This is a genomic window from Pseudidiomarina halophila (genome assembly GCF_003987215.1).
GTDB lineage: Bacteria > Pseudomonadota > Gammaproteobacteria > Enterobacterales > Alteromonadaceae > Pseudidiomarina > Pseudidiomarina halophila.
The window spans coordinates 150,818-163,661 of the sequence record NZ_PIPW01000001.1 but is presented as its reverse complement, the minus strand read 5'-3'; the positions used below and the strand labels follow the sequence as shown (position 1 = coordinate 163,661).

Here is a 12,844-nt window from a genome sequence, read left to right as displayed (position 1 = left end):
CGTGCATCCCTCTAGTCGTTGGTTTCCTCTGTTACCCTAACGGCTACACCGAGCTCCTGCAAGGCGCCGGGGTTGGCCAATCCTGGCGCGTCAGTAAGTACACAAGCTGCAGTCGTGGTTTTCGGGAAAGCAATGACTTCACGAATTGAACTTGCGCCCACCATCAACATCACCAGCCGATCCAGGCCAAAGGCCAGGCCTGCGTGAGGCGGGGTACCGTATTTCAATGCCTCGAGCAGGAAGCCGAACTTCTCTTGCGCTTCTTCTTTCCCGATACCCAGAATTTCGAATACCGCTTGCTGCATCGCATTATCATGGATACGTACCGAACCACCGCCAACTTCGACGCCATTGAGAACCATATCGTACGCATTCGACAACGTAGTGGCAGGATTCGCTTTTAGCTCTTCAGGAGTTACGCCAACCGGCGCAGTAAACGGGTGATGAATGGCATGCAATTCGCCGTTATGCTCTTCGAACATAGGAAAATCGACAACCCACAATGGGCACCATTCATCGCTGACAAAGCCGTGGTCTTCACCCACTTTCAAACGCAGCGCGCCGATAGCTTCGGCGACAACAGTCGCGTTATCCGCACCAAAGAAAATAATATCGCCATCAGCCGCAGCGGTACGCTCGAGAATACCTTGCAGGGCATCATCAGGAATAAACTTCAGTACCGGCGACTGTACGCCATCACGGCCGGCGCTAAGGTCATTGACCTTCATCCAGGCCAGGCCTTTAGCACCATAAATGCCGACGAAATTGGTGTATTCGTCAATGTTTTTACGCGATATATCCGCCGCTTTGCCTGGAACTTTTAGCGCAGCCACACGACCCTTAGGATCATTTGCCGGACCAGAGAAAACTTTAAACTCAACGTCTTTCAGTAAGTCGGCGACATCCACCAGCTCCAGTGGGTTACGCAAGTCCGGTTTATCGCTGCCAAAGCGTTGCATAGCCTCGTGCCAACTCATTTGTGGGAACTTCCCAAGCTCGATTTCAAGTAGTTCGCTAAACAGCTTACGCACCATTTGCTCAGTGACGTCCATCACCTGCTCAGCAGTCATGAACGAGGTTTCGATATCGATTTGGGTAAATTCCGGCTGGCGATCGGCGCGTAAGTCTTCATCGCGGAAGCACTTCACAATTTGGTAGTAACGATCAAAGCCCGACATCATCAGCAACTGTTTAAACAATTGCGGCGACTGTGGCAGGGCAAAAAACTTGCCCTTGTGGGTGCGACTTGGCACCAGGTAATCACGCGCACCTTCAGGGGTGGCACGGGTCAGCATCGGGGTTTCGATATCGAGGAACCCGGCAGCGTCCATAAAACGGCGCACGGCACTGGTCACACGGGCGCGAAACTGCAGGTTGTGGTTCATGTTCGGACGACGTAAGTCGAGGTAGCGAAAACGCAGGCGCGCTTCTTCACTCACATGCTGATTGAAGTCGATCGGTAGTGGCTCAGACCGACTTAGAATCTCCAGGTCGCTGGCCATCACTTCCACCGCGCCGGTCGCCATAGTGGCATTCACCTGGCTGTCTGGCCGTGCACGGACTTTACCTGTCAGCCGAATGCAGAATTCCTGCCGCAGCTTATTCGCAGTTTCAAACAAGGCAGCATGATCGGGATCGAAAACCACTTGCACCAAACCACTGCGGTCTCGCATATCGATAAAAATCAGACCGCCGAGATCGCGACGTTTATTGACCCAACCACACAGAGTTACCTGTTGATCGACCAAACTTTTTTCAAGCTGTCCACAATAATGGCTACGCATGGGTTTGTCCCTACCACAAATTAAAATTTACAAAGCGTGACATTATAACGGACTGGCAGCGATTGTCAGTAGCGCAGAGGGAAAATCGGGCAAAGAAAAAATGAAGTTTTGCTGCACCTTGCGCTAAACTGTGCACACGAGATTGAGTTATGGTTTAACTAAGGACTGGCCGTGCACGACAGCAAAAAAGATGCAATTTTTGCCGAACCACTTACCCAGGTGAGTGATTTTGTTTTTGACCAGAAGGTGGTCGAAGTTTTCCCCGACATGATCAATCGCTCGGTGCCCGGTTACCAGAGTATCTTGCATGGCATTGGCCAGCTCACCCGGCGTTTCGCGCAGCCCAATAGCAAGGTGTACGACCTTGGATGCTCGCTTGGCGCTGCAACACTAGCAATGCGCCAGAATCTTACCCAGGTGCCGGATGTGCAGATCATCGCTGCCGATAACTCCACAGCGATGGTAGAACGTTGCCGTATGCATCTGGAAGGTTATCGCAGTGACATCCCCGCCGAAGTCATCTGTGTCGACATCCGCGAGTTGCCGATCGCTAATGCTTCAGTGGTGACCATGAACTTCACCATGCAATTTATCCCGCAGGACGAGCGTCAGAATCTGTTGCAACGTATCTATGCAGGATTAAAACCTGGTGGTGTACTGCTACTCTCGGAAAAATTTAAAAGTGAAAGCACTGAAATGAATCAGGTGCTGGTGGATTTACACCATGAATTTAAACGCGCAAACGGCTACAGTGAGCTGGAAATCAGCCAAAAGCGCGCTGCTATCGAAAATGTGATGCGCGTGGATTCACTGGCAACGCATCAGCAGCGGTTGCATGATGTCGGATTCGCGGCGGTGCAGGTATGGTTTCAGTGTTACAACTTCGCCGCCATACTCGCTGTGAAATGAAAAAACGTTATTCGTGTTTCGTACGCTTCGCTGTTCGTACGTTCGCTGCGCTCTCTTCTCGAATAACGAATAACGAACAGCGAAGCGCACGAATAACGAGCAACGGTATTTTATGATTTTATTCAAAGATGACTTAATAGCAGTGGCGCAATCGCCACTAAGCCACTGGCTGACCCATTTGCCGGCGCAACTTGAACATTGGCAACAAGCCCAACAACACGGCGACTTACGCAAGTGGCTGAAGGCTGTTGAGCAACTGCCAGAGCTTGTTGCTGAACAGGTCAGTCTTGCTGACACTGTGACGGTGCAGAGCGCTGGCGTTACTGAGGGCGAACAAAATCGCATCCGCGGTTTGTTGCAACAACTGACACCGTGGCGTAAAGGGCCGTTCAACTTGCACGGTGTGCACATCGATACCGAATGGCGCTCAGATTACAAATGGCAACGCGTGGCCCCCCATATTGGTGACCTTAGCGGACAACAAGTGCTGGACGTTGGCTGCGGCAGCGGATACCACTTATGGCGCATGCTCGAAAGCGGCGCGGAGCAGGTCTGGGGCGTCGACCCCGGCCAGTTATTTCTCGCGCAGTTTCTGGCGATACGCCATTTTATGCCAGCCGAACTGCAGGCCCGCGCGCATTGGTTCCCCCTTGGCGTAGAGGACTTGCCTGAGCTGCGATCCTTTGACACGGTGTTTAGCATGGGTGTGCTCTACCATCGTCGCTCGCCAATCGACTTTCTTGGCCAATTAAAAGCACAACTACGCAGCAAGGGGCAGTTGGTACTGGAAACACTGGTGGTTGAAGGCGACGCCTCTACCGTCCTGGTGCCCGGCCAAACCTACGCCAAGATGCGTAATGTCTGGTTTATTCCCAGCTCTCTTGCCTTACTGCATTGGCTGGAGCGTTGTGGTTTTCGCAATGCCCGGGTGGTAGATGAATCGATCACTGACGTCGCTGAACAACGCGCTACGGAATGGATGAGTGGACAGTCATTGGCGGATTTTCTCGACCCTGATGATTCCAGTAAAACGATTGAAGGCTACCCGGCGCCGCGTCGTGCGGTCATCATTGCCGAAGCCTGAGGATAATCCCAATGGCAACACCAAACTTTCGCCCCAAGACCACATTGGAACAATGGCGCATTCTGCAAGCTGTCGTTGATTACGGCGGCTACGCACGTGCGGCAGAAGCTTTGAATAAAAGTCAAAGTTCAATGAACCATGCAGTGGCCAAGCTGCAACAAAGTCTGGGGGTAAAGTTGCTTAAGGTGGTCGGCCGTAAGGCAGAACTAACCGCCACCGGCGAAGTGATGCTGCGGCGGTCCCGGCAATTGACGGTGCTGGTCACCGAACTCGAACAATTGGCACTAAACCTTAAGCAAGGCTGGGAACCGGAAATTAAGCTGGCAGTGGAAATGGCGTTTGACCGTAAACAGTTACTGCCGGTCTTGCGCGAGTTCCAGTTACACAGCCGGGGTAGCCGGCTTATTATCGAAGACACAGTGCTCACAGGTTCAGTAGAAGCTATCGTTGAACAAACAGCTGACATCGTTATTACCCATCAATTGCCTCGGGGAATCGTCGGTGAACCTTTATCCAACTACCAAATGCATTTGGTGGTCGCGGCAAGTCACCCGCTGGCACAACTGCCTCAACCGGTAAGCCCTGACCAACTCAGCCAGTACCTCCAGATCGTAATTCGCGATACCGCCCGCAAACCGGTAGAAGCCGAGGGTTGGTTGAAAGCAGAACAACGCTGGACGGTGAATAACTTCACCGAAGCGCTGCATCTGGTTGAAGCAGGAATTGGTTTTTGCTGGTTACCGCCCTTTGTCACCTCGACTGCGGATGAGCTTGTCGAGTTAACGCTCGCCGGCAGTTCGAGACGCGAAGGCGGAATGTATCTGGTGCTGCCTAAAGACGAAAAAACCGGGCCTTGTGCCCGGTTACTTTACGATATGTTGGTGAGCGAACTCACCAACATGTCAGCTTCATCAATTAGAACTTAGGTTTATTGATAGGCTCGTTGGCATTGATCGCCACGTGCTCAGGATCAGGTTGCCCCGCAAGTTCTTCCCATTTACGCGTTTTCAGCGATACCAGGAACACCACGACACCAACACCAATACCAAACAGTGTGATCTGCATATACATGTCAGGCATGGTTGAGGTATTTTCCGGATCCAGGTTACCTGCAATCAGACCTGCCAACAGACTGCCGATAGAATAGGTCAATACGAAAATACCCATCATTTGTCCAGCCATCCGGCGCGGTGCCAGCTTACTTACCGCACTCAGCGCTACCGGGCTCAAGCAGAGCTCACCAACCGTATGCAGGAAGTAAACCGCTACCAACCAGTTCGGCGATACTTTCATGCCCGAAGCGGCCGCTTGTGAAGCAAAGAACATCAGGATAAAGCCGCTGGCCATAATAACCAGACCAAGTGCGCTTTTAAAACCGTACGAAGGGTTAATCATCCGTTTGGTTAAATTCACCCATAACGCGGCAAAGAACGGCGATAGAACAATCAGAAAGCCTGAGTTCAACATCTGGAACCATGGCGTCGGGATCTCAAAGGAGCCAATCATACGGTCAGTGAGATCACGGGCAAACAGGTTCAGCGATGAACCGGCCTGTTCAAAACCCGCCCAGAAACAGATGGACGCAATACAGACCAGAAACAGTGCGCCCAATCGCTTGGCTTCATTTTTGGTCAGTTTACCGAAGATAAAGATACTCAGGTAATAGACAAAGAAGACGATGGTTGCCGCAAGCGCAACGTACTGTGCGATAGCAACTGGATTAATTGTCATAGCGCCCGTCGTGGTACCGACAAATACAGCGCCCAGTCCTAGCAGGAACAATACGATAATCGACCAGCTGATGCGCTTTCCTTGTGGAGATAAAGGCTTAGGAGCCTCAACACCAACGGTACCTAATTTAGGTAAGGTTGCGCGGTATTGCACCAGACCGAAGAACATACCCACTGCCGCTGCGCCAAAGGCCCAGTGCCAGCCAACATTGGTCATCAGATAGCCAGTCACCAGATAACCGATCAGTGAACCTATGTTAATACCCATGTAGTACAAGGTATAACCGGCATCACGGCGATCATCGCCTTCGTCATATAGCTGCCCCACCAAGGCACTGATGTTTGGTTTCAACATACCAGTACCAAGAACAACTAAAATCAGACCGAGAAAAAATGAAGTGTCAGAAGGAATGGCCAGGACGATGTGACCACACATAATCACAATACCGCCGTACCAGGTTGCACGTTGACCACCGATCAACCGATCAGCAATCCAACCGCCTGGCAGGCCCATAAAGTAAACCGCACCAGTATATAAGCCGTAGATGGCGGTGGCGACGGCAACCGTCATACCAAGACCGCCTTCCTGAATTGCCGCGGTCATGAAAAGTACCAATAGCGCGCGCATGCCGTAATAGCTCATGCGTTCCCACATTTCGGTAAAGAACAAGGTTTGCAGACCGGCCGGTTGACCGAAAAAACCGTTGTCTTGTTGTTGTATATTCTTAGGTTCCATACCTATTTGCCTTCACTGTTGTTGTTATAAGCGTTTCAAAACCGTATTACCCTACCGATTTCGCCCGCAAAAGGAAATAGAAAACACTCAATTGTGGAAATAACAGCAGGGGCAGCCCTTACATTGTAAGGGCTGCCCCTTCTATTTCTTTACAATGTAAGGGCTGCCCCTGCTGGGATTTTTTTAATTAGAGTTGGGTTTTGAGCCAGCTGCGCATGGCGTCGCCGAGTTCGGGGTGGCGTAGTGCATGTTCGACGAACGCCTGGGCGTAGCCTAACTTGTTGCCACAGTCGTTGCTTCGACCTTTCATGTAGTAGGCGTTTACCGGTTGCTGTGACAGCAACATATCCATTGCGTCAGTTAGCTGAACTTCGTTACCAGCGCCAACCGGAGTGCGTTCGAGCAGCTCCCACAACGCTGATGGGAAGACATAACGTCCAACCACCGCCAAATCCGACGGAGCTTTGTCAACCGGAGGCTTTTCTACCAGTTGCTTAATGGGTGCCTGCTCGCCCGGTTCGAGTTCGGCGCCGGAAATATCGGCAATACCGTACTGGTTTACTTTATCGCGCGGCACTTTCTCAACCATCACCTGTGCTGCACCGCTCGCGTTAAAGTTGCGAATCATTTCACTCAAATTATCTTTTTTCAAATCACAGGCCGAAGCATCCACCAATACATCCGGTAACACCACCGCAAACGGCTGATCATCGATCAGCGGCCGGGCGCACAACACTGCATGGCCAAGACCTTTGGCCACCCCCTGGCGTACATGCATAATCGTCACCCCAGGTGGGGTTATCGCCTGCACTTCGGCAAGTAACTGGCGCTTCACGCGCGTTTCTAATGTGGTTTCCAGCTCAAAACTGGTATCAAAATGGTTCTCGATCGAGTTTTTACTCGAATGGGTGACCAGAATAATATCGGTCAGGCCAGCCGCAGCGCACTCCTCCACGATAAACTGGATCAGCGGGCGGTCGACCAAAGGCAACATCTCTTTTGGAATTGCCTTGGTCGCGGGTAACATCCGTGTACCTAATCCGGCAACGGGGATGACTACTTTTTTTACCATGTCATCGGGTCCTTGTTGTTCGTTTAAAGTTACTCATCAAAACAGGAATTTAGTCATCAAACTGGTCATAAAAATCTTCACCAAGATCTTCCAGACCATCATTCTCATTAATATCATCCGGCGGATTGCCGTCATAGACCTTGTCACGCCAGTTCTGGAAATACGCTTCCCGCACAAAGCTGTACGGATCAAGTGAGTTCTCCATCAAGGCTTCCTGCTCCTGCAGGCGCAAACGCATCTCTAACGCCTTGATCGTGACGCGAGCAATGCTTAGTGGTGTATTCAGGTCGTCAAGTGGAAAGTAAAGACCATCAACCACATCTCCGCCACGGTCCACTGGAACCGTCGGCCCTAAAGCCGGCAGCATCAGATAGGGCCCGTTACCGACACCCCAGGTCGCCAGGGTTTCACCAAAGCCTTCCTCACGCGCGGTGAGCCCCATAGGGGTCGCCACATCGAACACCCCCAACACACCTACCGTACTGTTAATCAGGAAGCGCCAAAATGATACGCCTGCATCTTTAAACTTGCCTTGCAAGGTGTTGTTGACCAGGTGTGACGGTTCTCCCAGATTCTCTGCGGCATTTAGTAAACCGGTACGCATGGGTTGTGGAATTTTGCCGTAAGTACGGGCAACCGGCCAAAGCACGTAATCATCAAGGCTTTCATTAAAATCCCAGACATCACGGTTGACCTCTTCAAAGGGGTCACGCGGGTCAGCGTAAGAATCATCAGGCGCCGTCGCGCAGCCCCCCAAACCCAATACAAGTATAACTGCTGGTAGCAAATAGGCTTTCAAAAATCGCTCCTTCTAATTCTGGCTGGACGCCGGCTCAAGAATTTCATCAATGGTAAGCGTCACATCAACTTGCGCATCTGCATCGACTGTTTTCGCAGTTGCGCCCAAATCGCCGCGACTAATTTCAATACGGTCATCAGTGGAGATACGCGCCTCAACCTGCCATTGGTTCAACTGACTCAGTTTATAGTCCGTTAACATCGCGTCGGCGTCTGACAATGTCACCTGCACCGGGAACTCGGTTACCGGTTGGCGCACCACAGCTGCAGGCATAGGTGCTCCGGACGGCGCTTTAACAAATACAAATAATGTCGCTTGCGCGGGTAGCTGTGAACGCAACCTGGGGTCCAGATCAACGGTCACCCGCAGTTCACGCTGAGTTCCGGCCAAACGTTGTTCGGCATCAGCCAAAGCATTCTGGACCGCCGCGTAACGTGGATCATCCTTGGGCATCACCCGCAATAGTAAACGCCAGGCCTGCACCGCCTGCGCCCAGTCGCCGAGCTGATAGGCTACCGCGCCGGTTAATGACAGCGCATCAGGATTCTGCGGTTGCACCTGCAACAGTTCCACTAATAACTCTGCCGCCTGCTGCAGCTGTTCGGCACTACCAAGGTTAATCAGCAACTGCGCATAGCCCAGCAACACCCCCTCGCGGTTATTATCCATTTGGTAGGCGCGCTCATAGGCGGCAAGTGCAGCTTCATACTGCTGTAGCGCGGCCGCAGCGCGCGCATAGAGCATCCAGGCCAAAGCATCACCACCATCTTCCTGCAATCGCTGACGCAACCCAAGCGCAAACAACCGCAGCTCTTCTTCCGATGGCGTCGCCTGTTGGTTAGTAATCACTTTCTCCGCCAGCGAAGGCAACGCCTGGCGCGCCCGGTCGGCAAACTGTTGCTGCTGCCAACTACCAAACAGCAAGTAACCGATAATTGCCAGCACCACGATGATGATCGCTGGCAGCCAAATGCCGCGGCCAATGGCCCGTTCCTGCAGTTGCTCCAGTTCGGTGTTTTCACTGATGAAGCGCTTATCCAATTCTTGTTCTGCAGCGGCTAATGCTTTGTCTGTTAATAAACCGTCAGCATGTTCCTGGGTAAGCTCTTGCCGACGCTGCTCATAAAGCTCACGATTGACGTCCAGCCGTGTATGCCGTTGTGCTTGTTGGCGTACGCCAAATACCACGATCAACACCAGTGCCAGCAACGCCAGCACTACCATGCTGGTCACTATCATCCAGCTCATGAGTCATCATCCTTTTTTTGTGCTTCGCGCAACTCTGCCAGTCGCAGGCGATCTTCCGGACTAAGTTCAACTTCAGAGCTACGTTGCGATCGTACGCGAACTAACACGACCAACCCGCCAATCACAAGCACCGCAATCGGTCCCCACCACAAGATACTGGTCGCCACCGTCATGGGTGGTTGGTAGTGAACAAAATCGCCGTAGCGGGCAACCATGAAGTCGATGACTTCCTGTTTCGACGCGCCACTTTTGACCATCAGATAAGTTCGATCACGTAAATCCCGGGCGAGCGCGGCGTCAGAATCGGCAATGCTCTGATTTTGGCACTTCGGGCAACGCAACTCATCGATGAGCTCCTGGAAAACAGCTTCTTTTGCAGGTTCATCGAAAGTATAGACCTCAAGATCCTGAGCATGAGCAGGTTGCCCCGCCAGGGTTAAAGTCATAACCAGGGTTAGCGCAACAAACAACGTTGTACGAAATCCACCCATCAGCCTTCTCCCGGAGTCAGCAAGGCACGGTAGCGTTGACCTAATTCACCCTGCCATACGCGTTCATTGACATCGCCCACATGGCGATAGCGGATAAGCCCGTCGGCGTCGATAAGAAACGTCTCTGGCGCACCATAAACGCCGAGCTCCAGCGCGACTGCACCATCGGCATCAAACAAGTTCAGGCGATAAGGGTCACCCAACGTATTCAACCAGCTCACGGCTTTGTCGCGCGAGTCATCCTTATAATTTAAACCGACAATAGGTACGCCCTGTGCGGCCAACTGATTTAAATATTCGTGTTCGGCCCGGCAGGTCGGACACCAGGTCGCCCAGACGTTCAGCAACAGAGGTTCACCGCGCAGTACATCCTGGGTGTAGGTCTGACTCGGATCATACAGATCAGGTACACTAAATTGCGGAACCGGTTTGCCGACTAAAGCTGAACTTAACTCTGTCGGATCCGAAAATAGTCCGCGCAGCAAAAAAACGACCAGCAGCAAAAACGCCAGTAATGGCAGTAGCAAAACCGCCCAACGCCACTGATTACTCATCGCTCACCTCCAGCCTTTCTAAAGGCACGGTAACGCTTATCGGTCATCGCCAGCAGACCACCAAGCGCCATCAGCAGCGCGCCCAGCCATATCCAACGAATGAAAGGTTTAATGTAAATACGAATCGCCCAGGCGTCGCTATCATCGAGCGGCTCGCCCAGAGCAACATACAGGTCACGGGTAAATCCGGCATCGAGTCCGACCTCTGTCATACTCATGCGTTGCACAGTATAAAAGCGTTTTTCGGACACCAATTCACTAATCTTCGTGTCACCTGAATACACTGTAAACTCAGCATGATCCGTAATGTAGTTGGGGCCGCGGCGTTGGCTAAGCTCATCAAACTGGAAACGATAGCCCTGAACCTCTACGCTTTCACCCGGTGCCAGGCGAATATCCCGCTCAACTTCATATTGCGAAACCGCGCCAATACCAATCAGAGTAATGGCAAAACCAAGATGACCTAGCACCATCCCCCAGTGACTCCGTCCAAGCTTTGCCAGCCCTGCTAAGCCTTGTTTGCGCTGCTGCACCCGCAACCGTAGTTCGGTAACCAAGGTTAAGGTGATCCACAGCGCCATAACCAGAGCCAATACCGCCATCGCATGTATCTGTTCGGCCATGATTGCCGGCAACCAGTAACCCAGTGCAATCGCAAGTACCAGCGCCAGCGCCAAGCTATTGCGCAGCGGTTTTAACTCTTGTCGCCGCCAACGAAACAGCGGTCCTAAGCCCATTAACGCAACGAAAGGCACAATGAGCCAGGTAAACATTTGATTGAAGAACGGCACACCAATCGAAATTGAGCCCAGTCCCAGTTCTTTATGCACCAGCGGCAATAAGGTCCCCAACAGCACCACCAGAGTCGCTGCCATCAACAAAATGTTATTGCCCAGCAGCATGACTTCGCGCGACACAGCTTCGTATTTGGTATGGCTATTAACCACACCGCCACGGAGCGCAAATAACAACAAAGAGCCACCGATCACCACACCGAGCAGGCCGAGGATAAAGAGTCCCCGCGCGGGATCTGTGGCAAAGGCATGCACCGACACAATGACACCGGAACGTACCAGAAAGGTGCCCAACAGGCTTAAACTAAAGGTCGAAATCGCCAGCAGAACCGTCCATGACTTGAACGCACCACGCTTCTCCGTTACCGCTAACGAATGAATTAATGCTGTGCCCACCAACCAGGGCATGAAACTGGCATTCTCAACAGGATCCCAGAACCACCAGCCGCCCCAGCCAAGTTCGTAATAGGCCCACCAGCTGCCTAACGCAATGCCGAGCGTCAGAAACGCCCATGCGGCCGTCGCCCAGGGGCGCGACCAGCGAGCCCAGGCAGCGTCGAGTTTGCCGGTCAACAATGCTGCGATGGCAAAGGCAAAAGTTACCGAGAAACCTACATAACCCATATAGAGCATCGGTGGATGAATGATCATGCCGGGATCTTGCAACAGCGGATTCAAGTCACGCCCGTCAACGGGTATCCACGGCAAGGTGCGGTCGAACGGATTCGACACGCTCATCATAAACAGGTAGAAACCGACACTGATCAGTCCGAGTATCGCCAGTACCCGCGCCATCATGGTCACCGGCATCCGCCGCGAGAACATCGCTACCGCCGCAATCCAGCCAGCTTGCATCAGCATCCACAGCAGGAAAGAACCTTCATGCGAGCCCCAGACCGCAGTAATACGGTAAGCGAGCGGCAACTGGGTATTCGAGTTTGCAGCCACATACGCGACACTAAAGTCATTGACCACAAAGGCCCAGGTCAACGCAGCATAGGCAATCGCGGTAAATAGAAATTGTCCGTAAGCCAACGGCCGGGCCAGTAGCATAGCGCCACTATGACCTTTGTACGCTCCCCATAACGGATACACCGCCAGAACAATTGAAAAGGCCAGGGCCAGTGCTAACGCAAACTGTCCGACTTCAGCAATCATCATTGATTTCCTTCGAACGCATCAGGTTGGTTCGGGTTGACGTGTTTGATGCCCTTCATTTGCTCAGCAAGCTCGGGCGGCATGTATTCTTCGTCATGTTTGGCCAAAACTTCCGTGGCTTTCATAACGGTAGGTTCAATCATCACTCCCTGCGCAACGATACCCTGTCCTTCACGGAATAAATCCGGCAGTATGCCGGTGTACAAAATCTTCACTTCAGGTCCAATATCAGTGACCAGGAACTCAACCTCGAGGGTCTCCTGATTACGTTTCACCGAATCTTCCACAACCATGCCACCAATACGCAAGCGTTGCCCAACGGCTGGCTTCACTGCATCTTTGCCCTTACCTTCAACCACTTCAGTCGGGGTGTAGAACAGATCAATATTTTGTGACAGCGCATACAAAATAATACTAAAGGCTACCGCGACCCCGGCAATTAAGCCAAGTGCCCACAGCAATCGTCTTTTTCTTCGGGGATTCAT

The 12,844-nt window shown here is 52.3% G+C and carries 12 protein-coding genes; 3 read left to right on the top strand and 9 right to left on the bottom strand.

From position 1 onward, the window contains the following. Positions 1 to 11: 11 nt before the first annotated feature. Positions 12 to 1,784: an aspartate--tRNA ligase gene (aspS, locus tag CWI69_RS00670; RefSeq protein ID WP_126760982.1), complete on the bottom strand. Its 1,773-nt coding sequence runs from the start codon at positions 1,782 to 1,784 to the stop codon at positions 12 to 14. A 171-nt stretch (positions 1,785 to 1,955) separates the two neighbouring features. Here aspS and cmoA point away from each other — a divergent pair, with 171 nt between their 5' ends. From cmoA to CWI69_RS00655, 3 genes are all read left to right on the top strand, one after another. After that, on the top strand, positions 1,956 to 2,693 hold the full coding sequence (gene cmoA, locus CWI69_RS00665; protein ID WP_126760981.1) for a carboxy-S-adenosyl-L-methionine synthase CmoA: 738 nt from the start codon (positions 1,956 to 1,958) through the stop codon (positions 2,691 to 2,693). Between the two features lie 112 nt (positions 2,694 to 2,805). Next, positions 2,806 to 3,777, top strand: coding sequence for a tRNA 5-methoxyuridine(34)/uridine 5-oxyacetic acid(34) synthase CmoB (cmoB, locus tag CWI69_RS00660; protein WP_126760979.1), 972 nt, complete (start codon positions 2,806 to 2,808; stop codon positions 3,775 to 3,777). Between the two features lie 11 nt (positions 3,778 to 3,788). Further along, positions 3,789 to 4,703 carry a LysR family transcriptional regulator gene (locus CWI69_RS00655; protein ID WP_126760977.1) on the top strand — a complete coding sequence of 305 codons (915 nt, stop codon included), beginning with the start codon at positions 3,789 to 3,791 and terminating at the stop codon, positions 4,701 to 4,703. Here the strand turns inward: CWI69_RS00655 and CWI69_RS00650 are convergent. From CWI69_RS00650 to ccmE, 8 genes are all read right to left on the bottom strand, one after another. Then, positions 4,693 to 6,243 carry a peptide MFS transporter gene (locus tag CWI69_RS00650; RefSeq protein WP_126760975.1) on the bottom strand — a complete coding sequence of 517 codons (1,551 nt, stop codon included), beginning with the start codon at positions 6,241 to 6,243 and terminating at the stop codon, positions 4,693 to 4,695. The two genes, CWI69_RS00655 and CWI69_RS00650, sit on opposite strands and share 11 nt — an antisense overlap. A gap of 187 nt (positions 6,244 to 6,430) precedes the next feature. Beyond that, complete coding sequence (galU, locus tag CWI69_RS00645; protein WP_126760973.1) at positions 6,431 to 7,315, bottom strand: UTP--glucose-1-phosphate uridylyltransferase GalU; 885 nt, start codon at positions 7,313 to 7,315, stop codon at positions 6,431 to 6,433. A gap of 49 nt (positions 7,316 to 7,364) precedes the next feature. Next, positions 7,365 to 8,114, bottom strand: a complete 750-nt coding sequence (locus CWI69_RS00640) for an MlaA family lipoprotein (protein WP_126760972.1) — start codon at positions 8,112 to 8,114, stop codon at positions 7,365 to 7,367. Between the two features lie 12 nt (positions 8,115 to 8,126). Further along, positions 8,127 to 9,362, bottom strand: a complete 1,236-nt coding sequence (gene ccmI / locus CWI69_RS00635; protein ID WP_126760970.1) for a c-type cytochrome biogenesis protein CcmI — start codon at positions 9,360 to 9,362, stop codon at positions 8,127 to 8,129. Continuing rightward, positions 9,359 to 9,853 (bottom strand): cytochrome c-type biogenesis protein, encoded by a 495-nt coding sequence (locus tag CWI69_RS00630; RefSeq protein WP_126760968.1) that lies wholly within the window; start codon positions 9,851 to 9,853, stop codon positions 9,359 to 9,361. Before CWI69_RS00630 ends, ccmI begins: the two co-directional genes overlap by 4 nt. Then, on the bottom strand, positions 9,853 to 10,407 hold the full coding sequence (locus tag CWI69_RS00625; RefSeq protein WP_126760966.1) for a DsbE family thiol:disulfide interchange protein: 555 nt from the start codon (positions 10,405 to 10,407) through the stop codon (positions 9,853 to 9,855). Before CWI69_RS00625 ends, CWI69_RS00630 begins: the two co-directional genes overlap by 1 nt. Further along, positions 10,404 to 12,359, bottom strand: a complete 1,956-nt coding sequence (locus CWI69_RS00620; protein ID WP_126762764.1) for a heme lyase CcmF/NrfE family subunit — start codon at positions 12,357 to 12,359, stop codon at positions 10,404 to 10,406. Before CWI69_RS00620 ends, CWI69_RS00625 begins: the two co-directional genes overlap by 4 nt. Next, complete coding sequence (gene ccmE / locus CWI69_RS00615; RefSeq protein WP_126760964.1) at positions 12,359 to 12,844, bottom strand: cytochrome c maturation protein CcmE; 486 nt, start codon at positions 12,842 to 12,844, stop codon at positions 12,359 to 12,361. The genes CWI69_RS00620 and ccmE overlap by 1 nt, the downstream gene beginning before the upstream one ends.

What these genes read in the sequence shown, in the direction of transcription:
- aspS (WP_126760982.1), bottom strand. Translation starts at nt 1,784, where the DNA reads ATGCGTAGCCATTATTGTGGACAGCTTGAAAAAAGTTTGGTCGATCAA.
- cmoB (WP_126760979.1), top strand. Translation starts at nt 2,806, where the DNA reads ATGATTTTATTCAAAGATGACTTAATAGCAGTGGCGCAATCGCCACTA.
- CWI69_RS00655 (WP_126760977.1), top strand. Translation starts at nt 3,789, where the DNA reads ATGGCAACACCAAACTTTCGCCCCAAGACCACATTGGAACAATGGCGC.
- CWI69_RS00650 (WP_126760975.1), bottom strand. Translation starts at nt 6,243, where the DNA reads ATGGAACCTAAGAATATACAACAACAAGACAACGGTTTTTTCGGTCAA.
- galU (WP_126760973.1), bottom strand. Translation starts at nt 7,315, where the DNA reads ATGGTAAAAAAAGTAGTCATCCCCGTTGCCGGATTAGGTACACGGATG.
- ccmI (WP_126760970.1), bottom strand. Translation starts at nt 9,362, where the DNA reads ATGAGCTGGATGATAGTGACCAGCATGGTAGTGCTGGCGTTGCTGGCA.
- CWI69_RS00630 (WP_126760968.1), bottom strand. Translation starts at nt 9,853, where the DNA reads ATGGGTGGATTTCGTACAACGTTGTTTGTTGCGCTAACCCTGGTTATG.
- CWI69_RS00625 (WP_126760966.1), bottom strand. Translation starts at nt 10,407, where the DNA reads ATGAGTAATCAGTGGCGTTGGGCGGTTTTGCTACTGCCATTACTGGCG.
- CWI69_RS00620 (WP_126762764.1), bottom strand. Translation starts at nt 12,359, where the DNA reads ATGATTGCTGAAGTCGGACAGTTTGCGTTAGCACTGGCCCTGGCCTTT.
- ccmE (WP_126760964.1), bottom strand. Translation starts at nt 12,844, where the DNA reads ATGAATCCCCGAAGAAAAAGACGATTGCTGTGGGCACTTGGCTTAATT.